Genomic DNA, 16,340 nt, shown 5'->3' on the forward strand with positions numbered 1-16,340 from the left:
TTCAATCATTATGAGCCTCCTGAAGCTCCCCGCAGGTTTCGTCAGCATCGACGCGGGCGTCATTTGTAGTGGCGGCGCGGGCATTCTCCAGACGCCGGTCTTTAGTTCGTCCAAATGCGATGACCAGCACCGCGCCTATCAATCCGCCGCCAAGGAAGGTTGCGAGCGGGCTGGAAAGCCAAGCAACGACATAGCCGAGCCCGCCGACGCTGATGAACACTCGGTCGGCCTCGGTGATGGTGTAGGGCAGTCGATCAGCCACATTGTTGGCATCGCCCTTGAGCGTGGCGAGCACGGTGTCCGCTCCTGCCGATTCGAGTTCGACCACGCGGTGGGTGATGCGCACGCCTTGGTCGTTGTCGACGCTGATCACGTCGCCGACAGCCAATTCAGTTGCAGGCACGGTCTTCGCCAGCGCCAGCGCACCGGTGGAAATTGCAGGTTCCATCGAACCCGAGCGAAACACCAGTGGTTTGATCCCGAATATCAGGGACGCGAGAGTGGCGATTATGCAGATGAGCCCGGCGACCGCAGCCACATTCAAGGCAATTTCCTTGCCACGACTGCGTCCCACGCTCACCTCCTCATCGGTGCTGTCCATCGCGATGATCACTGCCCCGTTGCGGTGAAGTTGAAGCCCAGATCGGCGATCTTGAACTGCTCCGTCTGACCCGCGGTCGAATCGACGGTCACCTTGATGCACACCTGCTCCGAAACACCGGCAGCGAGTGATCGGCCAGAGACGAGTGTCGGGTTCCCGGAGAACGCTTGCTGCGTCCCGATGATCGGTCCTGAACAGGTACTGCCGTCGTTGGCGCCGGTCTGATGTAGGGAAACCTTGAGCTTCCCGATCAGCGCGGACGAACCCGTGGCCGTTGCCGATACCGCCCACTGGAAGTTGGCAGTTCCGGTGTTCTGAACCGTCAATGCCCCAGCCTCACTCTGGCCTGGCAGCATGCTGTTGCGCTTGAGTTCGGTGAATTGGTGTGCGGGCCGCTGGTTGTCGACTTTCAGCTGGACCGACGAAGTGCTGAACATGCCGGTGGTCGCAGTAGCGCTGTCGGACCACGCCGCCATCGTGCCGACCGCTCCGAGGCCCAGGACCATGCCCAGTGAGAGCACGGCCCGGGTCCGTATCCAACCGGTCTCGCCCAGACGGCTTCGCATCCGCGCCCCGAGACGCGCGTCGCCGCCCGATTTCTGTTCTGTAGACATTCTGCTGTCCTATTTCGATTCGGAGATTGGTGCCGATGGATCGGCGGGCAATACCGGCGCGCCGAGTTCAGGGCCGGAAAGAGTCGGGTCTGTGCCACTTTCGTCGTCACCGGCCTTGCCCCGCTTGTCGCGGATGCCACTGACGACCATCCACACGGCATATACAGCCAGGCCCGCAGCTACGCCTGTGGTGAGAATCGAACGCGATTGCCCGTTGATCATCGAGTTCACCCGGCCCAGATACGGCACCGAGTAGATGACCCGACCACGGATCTGCTCGGGCACCAGCGACCACGAGTCGGCGACGGGGTTGTTGTCGCCGCGAGTGTGGATGCGACGCTCCCCTTCCCCCGTGTAGTAGATGCCTTCGATGCGGTGGGTGACCACCGCTGGATCGCCGGAGACGGGCTGGAACGTGATCACGTCCCCGGTGGTCAGATCCTCGTTGGGGGTCGGCTTGACCACGATGAGCGTGCCAGGGGGCATGGTCGGTTCCATCGAACCGGTGAGAACCGTGTACGCGGTAGAGCCGGTGAGTCGAGGGATAACGACCATCACCGCGAGAATGCCGACCATCAGCAGCAGCAGTACCCACGAGACGATGGTGCGAGTCCACCACCATAGGGTGGTCTTGTCGTCTCCGCCTTGTTCGGGATCATGTTGCCGCTCAGATGTTTCCACGTGTGCGCTGTGCCGGGGTCGATACTCGGCACGTTCGCCTGCACGCCGGCTTCTCGCGGTGACGGTCATGACTGGCTCACTGAGCTTGCGTCGAAAGTGAACGTCGCGTTGGACTGCTGGCTCGCTGCCGCGCCCTGGCCCAACGTGGCCCGCAGGCACAACACCTGCATCTGCCCGGCCGGAACCAGCTGTTCGGAAAAGGCCGCGCCGTCCATGGCACCGTTGTAGAGCTCAGTGCCCACGTCGCCAGTGGCGGTGCAGGCCGCCTCGTTGGCTACCTTGGCCACGCGCAGGCTCAGCGGCGGTGGGGTCGCGCCGTTGAGTACAACATCGGAAAGCACGTAGTTCATTTGCACGTTGCCGGAGTTGATCACCGGCAGAGGCATCTGAATGCTGTCGCCCGGGCCCTTGTTGTCCAACTTGAACCCATCGAGGTTGAACTGCTTGACCCCTTCACCGCCGGCAGAGATATCGAGCATGCCTGCCTGGATAGTGCCGCCGGTCGATTCTGCGGTATCGCGCCACAGCGCGCCGGTCTGCTGCACCGAGACGAACCCGATGAGCAGAACCGACGACGCTGCGATCGCCCATTTGTATTGGGTCTTCACGTGACCTTCTTCTGGTTACGGATTAACTACGGGGTGAGCGTCTGCTCGAGGGTGACCGAGGCTCCCGACAGCGTGGCTGCCTGGCCAGCGCCGTCCGTGTTGGTGGTGTCCGGCTTGAACGTGATCGTCGTGGTGATATCGCGCGTGCCAGTGCCCGCGGAGACGCTCGCGTTCTGACCACCGGCAGTCGCGACCTCCAGCTTGCTCGCGAGAGCCCCGGAGATTCCGCCGACGGTAGGTGTCAGCGTCGCCTTCAGGTTGGTGCCGACGAGGGTGTAGTTGTACGTGGCGGTGTAGGTGAGTACGTCACCGGGGACAATTTTGTCGCTGGCCGGGTTGAACGTGTTCGCGCCGAGCTTCCATACGCCGGAGCCGGCCGCTTCGCTGATCGTCATCGAGCCGGCATTGACGGTCTGGCTTCCGCCAGCGCCGGTCGACGCGTTCCACGCAGCCATGGTTCCGGCACCACCTGCGAGCAGAACAGCAGCCGCACCTGCGGCGATCGCACCCTTTGTGGTCTTGTTCATCTGGCATTCCTCCTGTGCAGTTCGCGGCGGGACATCCGACGCGCTTGGTTGAGCCCGGGCCGTGCGGATGTGCACTCCGGTGAAACAGCCCCAGGAAGGGGCATGGGAAATGAAGCCGCCGAATTGAATTCGGTGACCGAGAAGGTTGGCGATGCGCGGAGATGGTCGAGATCGCCCCGCGCATCGCGAGGTCTAAGTGGCCGGTTGGGCCGGAGTGGTTATCCGCCGAGGCTGCCGAACAGGTCGAGACTTCCGAGCGAACCGGTGCTACTTCCGAGCGAACCGCTGCTGCTGCCACCTGGATCGGTGGTTTTCGCCGTGACCTTCACCGTCACCGCGGTAGAGGCCGGGCTGGTCCCACCCTCATTTGTCGCAGTGGCGGTGATCGGATGACTGCCGGGCGTGGTGATCGTCAGGTTGCAGCTGAAGTTCCCACTCGTATCCGCGGTGGCGGTGCAGGTGGCGCCGCCTCCGGTCACGGTGACGGTACTGTTCGGCTCTGCCTTGCCGGAGACCTTGACGGGTGTGCCCGACGCTACTTCGGCCGAACCCAGAGTCAAACCGGTCGGCGCGCTGGGAGCAACAACGACGGGCTCGCCCTCCACCAGGACGAGACCCCAGCCGGGGTTGATCTCGTATCCCTGCAAAACTTCGCCGGCAGGGATGCCAATCATGAAACCAGCCATCACGTTGGCGTTCTGTGCGAGAGGCGTTTTCACCAGCTCGATCCGCGTCGACGAATTCGCATTCGGCCCGATCACGAACTGCTGGCCGACCTGGCCGTCGAGCTTGCCCCGCACTGTCGCAGTGCCGCCGCCCGAGACGGACCAGCTCTCACTGAAAAGAGTGAGCGTGGCAGGAAGGTCGCAGACATTACGAACGTTGAAGGCCAACTGCGTGCCCTCGTCACCGGGGATTGGGATGTAGTCGGTTCCACTGGGATCGAAGGCCGCCGGCTTCACCCAGGGTCCACCGTTCTGGGACATCTCCAGGCACTGGTCAGTGATGTCGTCGCCCGGGGCGGCCGCGGCGCTACCAGGTGCAAGCAGCGCACCCGAGGTCGCGAGGAGCAGTGCAGCCGGCAGAGCCGCCAACACAGCAGTGGCGCGCCGGGGGAGACGGGATTCTCGTCCGTCCCCGACCGGGAAAAATCGAGGCATGTGAAGACTCATTTCGTCTGTCCCGTTGCCGGGCATTGGGTGAAGAGATGGCGGAACGAGGTACATCCGCCATCGGTGCCAAACATGTTGCAGAAAGCTTGCGAGCCGAACCGTGACGCTGTGCATGCCCTCGCTCATACATAGCAACCGCTCCGCTTCGGATCAATTTTTATCACACGTATCAGCTTTTGTGGCGGTTTTACTGGTCAAACGTTCAGAAGGAATTTCGACATCCCTCAAGGGCTAATTCTGCACCCTGACCAGTACCGTTAGAAATAGTTAGCTGTGCATCGCAACTATTTACCAAAAAGTGTTCTGCGATCGAACGGGCGATTCATTCCGATCCAAACAAGAACAAGTTCTAGATACTCTTGGTATGTCCGGGAATCCACGAACGAACTCGCCGAGAACAGCGACCCTCGAGCAAACAGAAGGATCGAGCCGTTTCGAGACCCCCGCATTTCGTCCACTAGCGCCACGGACACGGGCGCCATCGATCGCTGCGCCCCGCCGGATCGGCCGGCCAGGACAAACTCTCGCGCGCTCCGAAACCAGCACTCCACCAATAACTTTGTCCGACCATCGAATCGCGACTGCCCGTGCTGCATCCAAAGCTGTGGGCCGGGAAGCAAATTCGCTCCCCGGCCCACGTGCATCTACAGTTGCGAAGCCGGTAAGGAGTTGACTACCGGCACCCAATCCCAAGGTAAAACGACGAGCATCTACGCCCCGAAGACGGTCTCACCTCCGACAACCGTGCGCAGGACCGACAGTTCATTCAAGTCTGTCGATTCGCTGCGCAGCGGATCTCCGTCGAGCACAACAAAATCCGCCAAAAGTCCCACCGCTATCCGACCTTTGTCCGATGACTCACCGGTGAGACGAGCGGCTGCGCTTGTGTAGCCGGCCAGCGCCTCGGACGCGGAAACCCGTTGCTCCGCACCCAGAACATGACCTTCTCGCGTCACACGATGTACGGCGGTGTTCATCGTGAAGAGCGGGTTCACTGGAGTGACAGGGCAGTCGCAATGCAGCGCGTAGGCAAGCCCCGCCGCCACGACCGACGCCACGGGGCTGATCCGCTCGCCGCGACCCGGTCCGAGAAAACGATCGCGGTGCCGGTCACCCCAGTAGTAGACGTGGTTCACGAAGATCGACGCCACCACCCCGAGTTCGACCATCCGCGCGATCTGATCTTCCCGCAACGTCTGAACGTGCTCGAGGCGATGCGAAACTTCGATGTCCGGGTGCGCCGTCCGTGCCGCTGCAATTGCGTCCAATGCAAAATCGATGGCCTGATCACCGTTGGTATGAATCGCAACCTGTCGGCCGGCGGCGTGATGTTCCTCGACGAGTGCCCCGAGCGCACCTGCCGGGATTGCCATTCCGCCGCAGTGGCATCCGCCCAGATCGTGGTACGGCGCGGTCAGCGCAGCGGTGTGCAACTGAATCGACCCGTCCGAAATGAGTTTGACGCCGCCCACACGAACTCGCTCCGTCGAATCGGCGAGTTCACCCAACTGATCGTGAACCCCGTGGCCGAGATAGAGGCGCGCACGCAGCCTCAAGTCACCATCGGCGTCGAGTTGCCGGTACGCCTCGTACATCTCGGCCGTGACGTACATGTCGTGGAAACTCGTCACGCCCACCGACGCCATGACTTCCTGCGCCCGCAGCATCGCGATCTTGGACGCGTCCGGGTTCATATCCGGAACAAGTCCGTGAACCAGAGACATTGCCGGAACCTCGCACAGTTCACCGGTGGGTACACCGTCGCTGTCCCGAACGATGACACCACCCTCCGGATCGACCGTGGTGGCATCGATCCCGGCCTTCTCCAGTGCGACCGAGTTGACATAGATTCCGTGAGCAGACAAGTGCCGCACCAGAATCGGATGATCGGTGGAAGCCTTGTCCAGATCAACCGCGGTCAGGCCTCGATCTTCCGCCACGAGGCTGTCGTCAAAGCCCCACGCTTCGATGGGCTCGCCAACTGGTGTGATCGCGGCCCGCGCGGCCAACGCCGTGATCAACTTCTCGATGGTCGGGCACGTATTCGTCGTTGCGTCGACCCCACTGAGCATCAAACCCCACATCATCGGATGAAGGTGCGTCTCGATGAACCCCGGAACAACCACCGCTCCGGCGAGATCGACAACGGAGGTTTCGGAATCGGTCAGCGCCGAGATCTCGGCGTCAGTTCCGAGGGCGACAAATCTGCCGTCCTTGACTGCCACAGCGGTCGCGTTGTCGCCGACCGCACCGTCCATGGCCCTGATGTCGCCGTTGATGTAGATGTGGTCAGCCGCCGTGGTCATACGCTTGTCTCCATTCGTTTTCCGACAACAGTCGTCGAGGATTTCTTCGCGGGTATCCGCGTCGCCACAACCACTCCGGCCAAAATCATTCCGGCACCTGCAAGTTGGACGAGAGTTGGGGTCTGCGCAAGCATCACCGCGCCGAACAACAGTGCTGACGCCGATTGCAACACGAGGCTGGCGGCGACTGCACTGGCAGGCAGACGCTGACTGGCGCTGGCTACCAGCAGCCACCCGATCACCTGAGATACCAACGCGAGCAGCACAAGCCAGCCTTGAGCTACGAGCGAAGGGGTCAGATCCAAAGTTCCACTCACGAGGCCGTATGCACCTGCCGTGAGGGCAGTGGCTCCCGTCGAGACGAACATCGGCAACGCCGTTCTGCCCGCCGCCCGAGTAGCCAGACCCATGAGGAAGATGTAGACCGCGTACGCGCCTGCGGCGATCACGGCAAACGACACTCCGACAGCAGGATTCGACCCGGTGAGCGTTGTGCTCGTCCCGGCTACCAGAGCAACTCCGACAAAGAGCAACGGAAGGCTGGCGACCAGTTCCCGGCCGATCCGTTGGCGCAGGACAACGTAGCCGAGGATTGCGACGAACAGCACCTGCAAATTCAGGATCACAGTCGAAAGACCTGCCCCGATCGAATGAATCGACTCGTGCCAGAGCACCAGATCGATTCCGAGGAACGCGCCGGCAAGTAGAGACTTCACGATCCAGGGCGCCGAGACCGAAGGCCGGGGTGACCGACGACGCTGAACGAGCACGAGCATGCCGAGAGGGATGAGCGCATAGAGACACCGAAAGAATGCACCCGTCGACGGAGACACTCCTGAGAGTTCGTAGAGCACCGAGGTCAACCCGAGGATGCATGCACCGGTGACGACTACGCGCAGGTCACGACGGCGTAGTTGATCGCCGGACGGCTCGCGTGGCGATACTTCATCACTCATGGTGATAATGTATCACCGACGCGAAGCCTGTCATACAGGGAAGATGCGTGCATGAGAACTCCGGTTACCCGTGAACGCGTGATCGCTGCCGCAGCCGATCTCGTCGACAGCAAAGGCGCCGACGCTCTGGTACTGAGTCAACTCGCCGAGACCCTCGACGTCCGGCAGTCAGCCCTGTACAAACACGTCGACGGGGTCGACGACGTCCACCATCAACTCAGCCTCCTCGCACGCAACCTTCTCGCCGAACAACTGCGTGCCGCCGCGGTCGGTCTCTCGCGCGACGACGCCGTCATGGCGCTCGCGGACGCATGGCGTGCGTTCGTCCGAGTACACCCCGGGCTCTACGCCATCACCGACCGCTACCCCACTGCACCGCATCCCGATCTGGTCTCCGCCGTCGGCGAGGTGGTCGACGTCATCAACAAGGTGATCGCGGGATACGGTCTGAGCCCGGATGATTCGGAGCAGGCGGCGTGGTCTCTTCGCAGTGCGCTGCACGGCTTCTGCATCCTCGAATCGGTAGAGGGACAACCGGCCGGCACCGACCCGGATCGGGTGTATCGACGACTGGTCGAACTTCTCTGCGCCGGTATTGCTCGTATGTAGATACCGGCTCCTGTTATCGTCGGATGAAACAACACAGACCAAAAAGGATCAGACATGGTTGGTGAACTCGACATCTCCGGATAAAACCGGGCATGACGGCCACCGGCAGACGCCTCGGAGCGCTGCCGTCGTGGCCATGTTGTCGTTCACTTACCCGACTCTTCGCGGAGCAGCGTTGCCGCGCCCGCACAACACCTGAGGTCTATTCATGTCCGATACCTACATCGTTTGCTCGAATCTGTCTTTTGCCTGGCCGGACGACACTCCGGTCTTCGACGAATTGTCATTCACCGTGCCCGGCGGCCGAACCGGGCTGGTGGCCCAGAACGGCGTCGGGAAAAGCACTCTGCTCAGATTGATCGCCGGCCAGTTGCGGCCGCGCGCCGGCAGTGTGTCCGTCGACGGCGTTCTCGGATACCTTCCGCAGGACCTGCCACTGACGGGCGATCTGACCATTGCCGAGGTCTTGGGCATCGCCCCGATTCTTGACGCGCTGGACGCTGTCGAATCCGGGGACACACGAGAAGAACACTTCACGACAATCGGGTCCGACTGGGATATCGAGGAACGAACGCGAGCCCAACTCGGTCGACTCGGTTTGGGCGACATGACGTTCGATCGTCGCCTCGACACTCTGAGCGGCGGGCAGGTCGTCTCGCTCGGACTGGCGGCGCAACTCCTGCGACGCCCCGATGTCCTTCTCCTCGACGAACCCACCAACAACCTCGACCTGGACGCGCGCCGCAGGCTTTACGACGTTCTCGACGACTGGAGTGGTTGTCTGTTGGTGGTCAGTCACGATCGAGGCCTACTCGACCGCATGGACCGCATCGCCGAACTTCACAGCGGCGAGATCAGCTTCTACGGTGGCAATTTCACCGACTACGAAGCCGCGGCACGCTCGGCTCGCGAAGTGGCGGAGAAGAACATCCGCAACGCCGAGCAAGAGGTCAAGCGCGAGAAGCGCGAACTGCAGCAGGCCCGAGAACGTGCTTCGCGACGCGCAAGTAACGCTGCCCGCAATCTCGGGAACGCGGGCTTGCCCAAGATCTTTGCGGGGACCATGAAGCGCAATGCTCAGGAGTCGGCCGGCAAGGCCAACGAGACACACCTCGCCCGGGTCGACGCGGCGAAGGAACGACTCGACAAAGCGGGCCGCGCTCTTCGAGACGACCAGACGATTTCACTCGAATTGCCTGGCACACATGTACCCGCCGGCCGGACGGTGTTCCTCGGTGAGCGAATGCAATTCGCGTTCGGTGATCATGCGATCTTCGCCGACTCCGGAATCGACCTGGCCATTCGAGGACCGGAGCGTATCGCGTTGACCGGGCCGAACGGCGTCGGAAAGTCGACGTTGCTACGCATCGTCAACGGGGATGTGGCGCCGACTTCCGGTGAGATCACGCGAGCCGACGGTCGAGTGGCATACCTGTCGCAGAGGCTCGACCTACTCGACCCCGCACGCACCGTCGCAGAGAACTTTGCCTTGTCTGCTCCAGGCCTACCGGCACCGGAACGCATGAACATCCTGGCGCGCTTCCTCTTTCGGGGTGCGGGTGCTCATCTTCCCGTCGCTGCACTCTCGGGCGGTGAACGACTGCGGGCTACATTGGCGTGCGTTCTCTTCGCCGATCCGGCCCCGCAGCTGCTTCTTCTCGACGAGCCGACCAACAACCTCGACTTGGTGAGCGTTGCTCAACTCGAAAGTGCCCTGAATGCATATCAGGGGGCGTTCGTGGTGGTCAGCCACGACGAGAGATTCCTGGCCGAGGTCAAGGTCGAACGCTGGCTCAGGCTCTCGGACGGCCGTTTGACCGAGGTCGCCGCACCAGGCGCAGTGGGCTGACACGAGAAGTGAACAGGCGAAAGGCCTTCACACACGATGTGTGTGAAGGCCTTCGTCTGCACTACTGGTCAAGGCGTCCTGGTGTACACCGGATCGTCGAAGGATCGACGTTGCGTCACCCAGTCCGTGGACAGGATGTTCTCGATCACGTCTTCACGGGATTCGTCGAACACGACAATCCGATCGGCGATTCGCCATTCACCGTGGCGCCTTTCGAACCTGTCGACGTAACGGCATTTGATCGTCGCAAGCGTCTGCACCGTATCCGTACCGGAACGCTCTTGCCGCAGAAAGCACAAACAGTACGACTCGCACTGAGCGACATCGCCGTTGACGTCGATCAGTATGTTGGAAATGCAGTGAATCGACGAGTCGATCGTCTTGTGTCTGAGCTTCATGTCTTCGATCAGCCCGTCGACGGTTCCGATGTAACCACCGTGGTTGTCTATCGCGTCGTCGAAGTAGCAGAGGGCCACGCTGTCGAAATCCTTCCGATCGACGGCCCGAGCGTAGCGATACAGAACTTCGGTGATTTCTTGCTTGTCAGCGAGGGACACGGTCAGGCTCCTGTTCTACCCGATGATCAATCAACCTGCAGTTCAACACCCTTGGTCTCCTTGATGAAGAAGACCGTGACGAGGGTGATCACCGCACAGAAGACGAAGTATCCAGCCGGAGCGAGAGAGTTACCGGTCAAGCTGATGAGATAGGTGGCGATGAAAGGCGCGGTGCCACCGAGGAACATGTTGGTGACGTTGTTACCCAATGCCAGACCGCTGTACCGCACAGATGCTTTCAGCATTTCGACATAGGTCACGTACGAAGCACCGTTGACAACGGAAACGCAGATGAAGAGCACTGACTGACCGACAACCGCCTGCCAGATGCCAGAACCGGCCATCATCATGAACATCGGGATTCCGAGAACCACTGCGGCGGCACTACCGGCGAACAGCACCGGCCGACGCCCGTACTTGTCTGCCATGTATCCCGAGATCGGCAACGTGATGACGCCGAGAACCAGTGCAAGAGAGGTGGAAAGGAAAGCAACGCGCGACGAATGACCGCCGGTGGTCTGCAGGTACGTCGCGGCATACACCGAGGCGATGTAGTAACCGCCGGTGATGAGTGCGCCCAGCAGGATGATCTTGACGACGCTGCCACCGGAGGTGCTGAGCAACTCACGGATGGGAAGCTTCTTGGTCTCACCCTTGTCCTGCAGTTCTTCGAACTGAGGAGTGTCTTCCATCTGGCTGCGGATCCAGATACCGATGCCACCGATCAGCAGGCTGAGCAGGAACGGGATACGCCAAGCCCATTCGAGGATCTGCTCTTGCGAGAACACCGACGTCAGGCCGAGGGCCATGAGCGAAGCTGCCAGCGAACCCAGGTAGGTGCCGGTATTGACCATCGAGGTCTGCGTCGCACGCCACCGTTTGGGAGCGGACTCGGAGACGAACGCGTTGGCGCCGCCGAGTTCACCGCCGGCCGCGAAGCCCTGCAGGCAACGAGCCAGAACCAGGATGGACGTCGCCCACACACCCAACGTGGCGTAAGTCGGCAGCAGGCCCATTCCGGCTGTCGCGAGAACCATCAGGAGGATGGTCCAGGACAGCGCGTTCTTGCGGCCGTACTTGTCGCCGATGTGGCCGAAGAAGATGCCGCCGGGCACGCGTAGGAAGAAGGCCACGGCGAATGCTGCAAAGGTACCGAGCAGTGCTGCGTTCGGGTCATGGGAAACGAAGAACAGCGCGGCGATCGTCGTGGCCATGTATCCGTAGATACCGAAGTCGTAGTACTCGACGACGGTACCGACGATGGCCGCGCGAATTACCTTCGTCGTCGACTGTCGTTCGGTTGCCACGCTGCTGCCCTCGGTGGATTCGGCTCTCGCCATGGTCTCATTCTCTGACATGTTGTTCCCTGCCTGGATTGGATACTGACTGGATTCGGTGCCGCGCAGACGTCGGACGTCAGGAGTGCGCGATGGAATGGACCGGTGCGCTCTCAGCGCTGGTCCTGGTGTAATTCGCCGCATTACGTCCCGCTACGCGGCCCATGGTCAAAGCGTTGGCAACCGCATTGCCGCCGCCCACGTATCTCAGTCCGAGGATTCCGGCGCCGGCCTCACCTGCGGCGTACAGACCCTCGATAGGTACTCCGGTGCTGCCGAGCACGGCGGCATCGGTGTTGATCTCCATTCCCGCATGCGTACAGACGAGCTCTGCCGGAAGGATTTTCGCGGCATAGAACGGAGCTGTCGCAATAGGATCCGGATTGCCGACGGCACCCTTGTTCCGCAACGTGCGATGGCGGAGGAAGTCGTCGTCGTGACCGCTGGGCAGTTGGTCGTTCCATCGACGCAGGGTTTGCGCCAACGTCGCAACCGGAACACCCGTAGCCACTGCGAGGTCTTCGATCGTGTCCGCACGAATCGTGCCACCGGCGGCAACTTCTTCCTCGATGCGTTCGGGATTCCAATCCGCATATCCTGGAGCCAGATTCACGCGAGCGTTCTCGTCGAAGATCATCCAACCGTATCCACCCTGATGGTCGATGATGCCGGTCGAGACCGCGTACGAGCTGTCCTCGTCCATGAAACGACGGCCGTCCTGGTTGACGTAGATCCGCGACTTCGGCGGAAAGCCGGCCTGCCAGTGGTGGAATCGCTGGAAGTAGACGGTGGGCAGCATCAGACCCCAGCCGTCGCCCGCCAGGGAAGCACCGAGGTCTTCGGCAAAACGAAGATGGTCTCCGCGGCTCCCCTCGGCTGCGACGACGAACAAGGCCTCTCCGGCCTTGTTCGCGTCCGGGAAGTGGCGTTCCACCAAACCCGGATCTTGCGCGAATCCACCGGAGGCAACAACGACGGCGCCCGCAGGCACCTCGATGTCGTCGGCGACAACGCCGACAACCCGACCGTCTTCCTCGATCAGCTTCTGCACCCGTGTTCCGAAGATGACCTCGATCCCGTGCTTACGACGAGCCTTGTCCAGCACCTGAATCAGTCCGTATCCCTGGTCCTTGGGCACGTGGCCGCGCCAGACGTCCTCGACGCCGGCTTGGGCGAGTCCCGGCTGGTGAGCGTTACCCGAGATCGTCGCGGGAATCTCGACGCCGAGTCCGATGAGCCATTCCAGTGTCGGACCGGCGTTTTCGCAGAACGCACGAATCAATCCGGGTGAGAGCATCCACTGGTTGAGGTCCATGTAGTGCTGGAAGAACTTCTCTGCCGAGTCGTCGACGCCGAGGCCGGCCTGCACGCTCGTTCCGGCGGCCGTGAAGATGCCGGCCGACAGCGCGGTGGATCCACCGAGTTCGGTTTCGGATTCGAACAGCAGAACGGATGCGCCTTCTTCAGCTGCCGACACCGCAGCGGCGAGACCTGCTCCGCCGCCACCGATGACAACGACGTCCCAGTGTTCGGTCATGAAAGTTCTCCAGTCTCCGCGATGATGCGGTGGTAAAGACCGTTCGACACCAACCCGCCGTCGACAGTGAGTTCCGTACCGGTGGTGTAGGTGGAACTGTTCGAGAGCAGGAACAGCACTGCTTCGGTGATCTCGTCGAGAGTTCCCATGCGTCCGAAGGGAACCGACTTCAGTGACGCGGCGACGAAGTCGTTCGCGCCGCCGAGCAGCGCCGTACCGACCAGTCCCGGGTGCACCGAGTTGACGCGAATCCCCCACTGCGCGAAGTTGCCTGCGGCCGACTTCGACAGACCGGTCAGACCCCACTTGCTCGACGAGTAAGCCGGAGAGAAGTATCCGATCTGACCGGCGATGGACGAGATGTTGACGATCGATCCGCCACCACTCTCGCGCATCAGCGGCGCCACCGCCTTCATACCGTAGAACGGGCCGAAGAGGTTGATCTTCATGGTCAGCTCCCAGATGTCGTTCGGGGTGTCCATGAATTCGAGCCGACGCGAGATACCGGCATTGTTGACCAGTCCGCCGAGTTCCCCACGGGTGGTGCGAATTTCGTCGACAACCCGGTCCCAGGCATCGACATCGGTGACGTCGAGAATATGAGCGGACGCCGATCCGCCTGCGGCGACGATGTCGTCGACCACGCCGGATGAATCCGAAACATCGGCAATGCAGACATGCGAACCGCGCGCGGCGAGAGTGTGCGCGTGATGCGCTCCCATCCCGGCAGCACCGCCGGTAACGAGAACGACGCCGGGATATGTCGTGGACTCAGACATGCCGCGAACCACCGTCCACCGCAATGCTGTGCCCGGTGACGTAACGCGCGCTGTCCGAGAGCAGGAACAGCAGCGGGCCGAAGACCTCTTCGGGCGAGCCCAGACGATGCAGCGGTACCGCGTCGAGTGCGTTCGCGAGCGCGATCGGATCTTCCTGAACCCACTTCGTCATCGCCGTGTCGATGTAGCCGGGCGCAATGGAGTTGACCCGAATACCCTTGTCGCCGAACTCCACTGCGAGAGACTCCGTGAGGTGCGCAACGGCAGCTTTCGACGTGCAGTATGCGCCCCTCCCCTTCCGCACACGCAGCGCAGACACCGAAGACATGTTGACGATGGCGCCGCCGGGACCGAGGTGACGTGCCGCCGCCTGCGCACCGTAGAGCACTCCTTCGACATTGACACTCAGCGTTGCGCCGATCTGCTCCGGGGTGATCTCCTCGGCCAGCGCAAACGGGAAGATACCCGCATTGTTGATCCAGAAATCGACCCGGCCGAACTCCTTCAACGCCAACTGCGCAAGCAATTCATGCTCGTCGGGCTTGGTGACGTCGACCCGAGCTCCGACGACGCGACCCGGCTTGTCCGCCAGTGCATTCGATTCGAGGTCCGTGTTGATTCGTGCGGCCGTGGCGAGCATCTGCTCTTCGTTGATGTCGGCGCCGACGACATGTACGCCGCGCGTTGCCAGTCCTTCGGCGAACGTCGCACCCATACCCTGAGCCGCGCCGGTCACCACTGCGACCTTGCCTGCCAACTCCGGGTACACCGCCGACATCTGCGTCACAACGGTACGGCCCGGGTTCGTCTGGTCAGAGCTTTCGGTCATGATGTACTTCTCCTACTGAATATTGTTGTGCAAGAAACATTTCGGTACTTCAAGCTTGTTCGGACGCTCGGGGCGCGTCGTCGCGGGAGACGGTGCGGCGGGCGATCTTCCACTCCTCGCCGACCCGAACCACGTGATCTGTGACAGTTGTCATCCGCACCAGTCGCGAGTCTCCGCCGCGAGCGGTGGCAACGATCTGCAGGTACCCGTGCACTGTGAGAGCACTCTCGTCCACCGCCTCGACGACGAGATTGGTCAGAACGTGGCGATGCACTTCGTCAGTAGCTTCCGCCGCCGCGAAGAAGCGAGCAGCAAAAGCCGCAAGGGCGTCGAAACCGACCACGGGTTCCGGATAACTGGGGGAATGAAACTCACCGCCATCGGTGAATGTCTGCGCCCAATCCTGCTGGCGCCCAGAGTCTATGCAATGACTCTGGTGGCCGTACAGCTGGTGAATTGCGGCAACGTCCCCCGTTGCCACGACGCTGTAGTTGCTCATGAAGGTTCTCTCCGAACACGCTGCGCTGCATCCACCCGAAGGTTGTGCAGCTCCGTAAGGTGTGCGATAATCGCACACACTGTGCGATATGTTCAAAGCGTAGGTGGCATACCTCACAAACGTCAAGAAAGGGATTTGATGTCAGAGCTGAGCGAGGAACACCGACCGCGCAAAAGTGCAGTTCAAGTGGACTCCAGCATGTCGAAAACGCTGCACCACGGACTCGAGATCCTGGAACTCCTGACGTCCTATCCGCACGGCTTGTCGGTCACCGATATCGCCGACGGAGTGGGAGTCCACCGAACCGTCGCACATCGGTTGATCCGCACGCTCGAGGCTCATCACCTGTGCCGCAAGGACTCCTTCAAGCGCGTCACTCTCGGCGCCGGCCTGGTCACCCTCGCCGAACCGGTGGAACAGGATTTGCGCACTCTCGCTCGCCCGATACTTCAAGAACTTGCCGAGGCCACCGAGGCGACAGCGCACCTGGTGGTCCGCGAGAGCGATACCGAAGTGCGCGCGCTGATGGTGGTCGAACCGCGCAGCGCCAAGGTTCACGTCGCGTTTCATCCAGGGCAGGTCGATCCGATCGACCGCGGCTCCGCCGGGCTCTCCATCCTTGCCTCACTCCCGCCGACGAGCGGGGAACGAGAGGAAGTGACGGCGGCACGCGCACGCGGCTACGCAGTGACCGTCGGCGAGGTCATCCCGTCCGTCCTGGGAATCTCGGCGGTGATCCCCGGCCGACGCCGCGACGCCATCTCCAGCCTCGGAATTTCCGTCTTCGACTCCGAGGACCAAGCAGCGCTGGGCGCCGAGGTCATGGCAGCGGCAAAAACCCTCGGCAGCATGTTGCGCTGATCCGAACACCAGTCGAGC

Annotated in this window: 17 protein-coding genes; 3 read left to right on the forward strand and 14 right to left on the reverse strand. The window is 61.8% G+C overall.

The window, feature by feature from the left end; translation table 11 throughout:
• Position 1: 1 nt before the first annotated feature.
• From A0W34_RS23940 to A0W34_RS23975, 8 genes are all read right to left on the reverse strand, one after another.
• A complete protein-coding gene (locus A0W34_RS23940; protein ID WP_198035669.1) occupies positions 2-601 on the reverse strand; it encodes a signal peptidase I in 600 nt (199 codons plus the stop codon).
• Between the two features lie 8 nt (positions 602-609).
• Positions 610-1,215: a SipW-dependent-type signal peptide-containing protein gene (locus A0W34_RS23945; protein WP_021332053.1), complete on the reverse strand. Its 606-nt coding sequence runs from the start codon at positions 1,213-1,215 to the stop codon at positions 610-612.
• Positions 1,216-1,224: 9 nt separating this feature from the next.
• Complete coding sequence (locus tag A0W34_RS23950; protein WP_232329915.1) at positions 1,225-1,896, reverse strand: signal peptidase I; 672 nt, start codon at positions 1,894-1,896, stop codon at positions 1,225-1,227.
• 65 nt (positions 1,897-1,961) lie between these two features.
• A complete protein-coding gene (locus A0W34_RS23955) occupies positions 1,962-2,504 on the reverse strand; it encodes a hypothetical protein (protein ID WP_019745195.1) in 543 nt (180 codons plus the stop codon).
• A gap of 26 nt (positions 2,505-2,530) precedes the next feature.
• Positions 2,531-3,031, reverse strand: a complete 501-nt coding sequence (locus A0W34_RS23960) for an alternate-type signal peptide domain-containing protein (RefSeq protein ID WP_003939763.1) — start codon at positions 3,029-3,031, stop codon at positions 2,531-2,533.
• 218 nt (positions 3,032-3,249) lie between these two features.
• Positions 3,250-4,191: an Ig-like domain-containing protein gene (locus tag A0W34_RS23965; RefSeq protein ID WP_081558862.1), complete on the reverse strand. Its 942-nt coding sequence runs from the start codon at positions 4,189-4,191 to the stop codon at positions 3,250-3,252.
• Between the two features lie 722 nt (positions 4,192-4,913).
• Positions 4,914-6,509, reverse strand: coding sequence for an amidohydrolase (locus A0W34_RS23970; RefSeq protein ID WP_081558399.1), 1,596 nt, complete (start codon positions 6,507-6,509; stop codon positions 4,914-4,916).
• The gene (locus A0W34_RS23975) at positions 6,506-7,465 is read right to left on the reverse strand and encodes a DMT family transporter (protein WP_058226217.1); all 960 of its coding nucleotides are present in this window, start codon (positions 7,463-7,465) and stop codon (positions 6,506-6,508) included. Before A0W34_RS23975 ends, A0W34_RS23970 begins: the two co-directional genes overlap by 4 nt.
• 51 nt (positions 7,466-7,516) lie before the next feature.
• Between A0W34_RS23975 and A0W34_RS23980 the strand changes: the two genes are divergently transcribed.
• Together A0W34_RS23980 and A0W34_RS23985 are read left to right on the forward strand one after the other, a co-directional pair.
• On the forward strand, positions 7,517-8,074 hold the full coding sequence (locus A0W34_RS23980) for a TetR/AcrR family transcriptional regulator (RefSeq protein ID WP_003940110.1): 558 nt from the start codon (positions 7,517-7,519) through the stop codon (positions 8,072-8,074).
• Positions 8,075-8,282: 208 nt separating this feature from the next.
• Positions 8,283-9,923: an ABC-F family ATP-binding cassette domain-containing protein gene (locus tag A0W34_RS23985; protein WP_058226218.1), complete on the forward strand. Its 1,641-nt coding sequence runs from the start codon at positions 8,283-8,285 to the stop codon at positions 9,921-9,923.
• A 68-nt stretch (positions 9,924-9,991) separates the two neighbouring features.
• Here A0W34_RS23985 and A0W34_RS23990 read toward each other — a convergent pair whose 3' ends face one another.
• The 6 genes from A0W34_RS23990 to A0W34_RS24015 all read right to left on the reverse strand — a co-directional run bounded on the left by A0W34_RS23990 (position 9,992) and on the right by A0W34_RS24015 (position 15,461).
• The gene (locus A0W34_RS23990) at positions 9,992-10,480 is read right to left on the reverse strand and encodes a nuclear transport factor 2 family protein (RefSeq protein WP_030535188.1); all 489 of its coding nucleotides are present in this window, start codon (positions 10,478-10,480) and stop codon (positions 9,992-9,994) included.
• 26 nt (positions 10,481-10,506) lie between these two features.
• Positions 10,507-11,820, reverse strand: coding sequence for an MFS transporter (locus A0W34_RS23995; protein WP_007731424.1), 1,314 nt, complete (start codon positions 11,818-11,820; stop codon positions 10,507-10,509).
• 76 nt (positions 11,821-11,896) lie between these two features.
• Positions 11,897-13,354, reverse strand: coding sequence for an FAD-dependent oxidoreductase (locus tag A0W34_RS24000; RefSeq protein WP_050654819.1), 1,458 nt, complete (start codon positions 13,352-13,354; stop codon positions 11,897-11,899).
• On the reverse strand, positions 13,351-14,133 hold the full coding sequence (locus tag A0W34_RS24005; RefSeq protein WP_081558863.1) for an SDR family NAD(P)-dependent oxidoreductase: 783 nt from the start codon (positions 14,131-14,133) through the stop codon (positions 13,351-13,353). The genes A0W34_RS24000 and A0W34_RS24005 overlap by 4 nt, the downstream gene beginning before the upstream one ends.
• Entirely contained in the window at positions 14,126-14,962 is an 837-nt protein-coding gene (locus tag A0W34_RS24010) for an SDR family NAD(P)-dependent oxidoreductase (protein WP_007731420.1), read from the reverse strand. The genes A0W34_RS24005 and A0W34_RS24010 overlap by 8 nt, the downstream gene beginning before the upstream one ends.
• Positions 14,963-15,011: 49 nt before the next feature.
• On the reverse strand, positions 15,012-15,461 hold the full coding sequence (locus tag A0W34_RS24015) for a nuclear transport factor 2 family protein (protein WP_081558400.1): 450 nt from the start codon (positions 15,459-15,461) through the stop codon (positions 15,012-15,014).
• Between the two features lie 138 nt (positions 15,462-15,599).
• On the opposite strand from A0W34_RS24015, the gene A0W34_RS24020 reads away from it, so the two are divergent.
• Entirely contained in the window at positions 15,600-16,322 is a 723-nt protein-coding gene (locus tag A0W34_RS24020; RefSeq protein WP_003939719.1) for an IclR family transcriptional regulator, read from the forward strand.
• Positions 16,323-16,340 lie beyond the last annotated feature (18 nt).

The sequence above is a fragment of the Rhodococcus sp. BH4 genome, from assembly GCF_002079265.1.
Taxonomy (GTDB): Bacteria; Actinomycetota; Actinomycetes; order Mycobacteriales; family Mycobacteriaceae; genus Rhodococcus_F; species Rhodococcus_F qingshengii.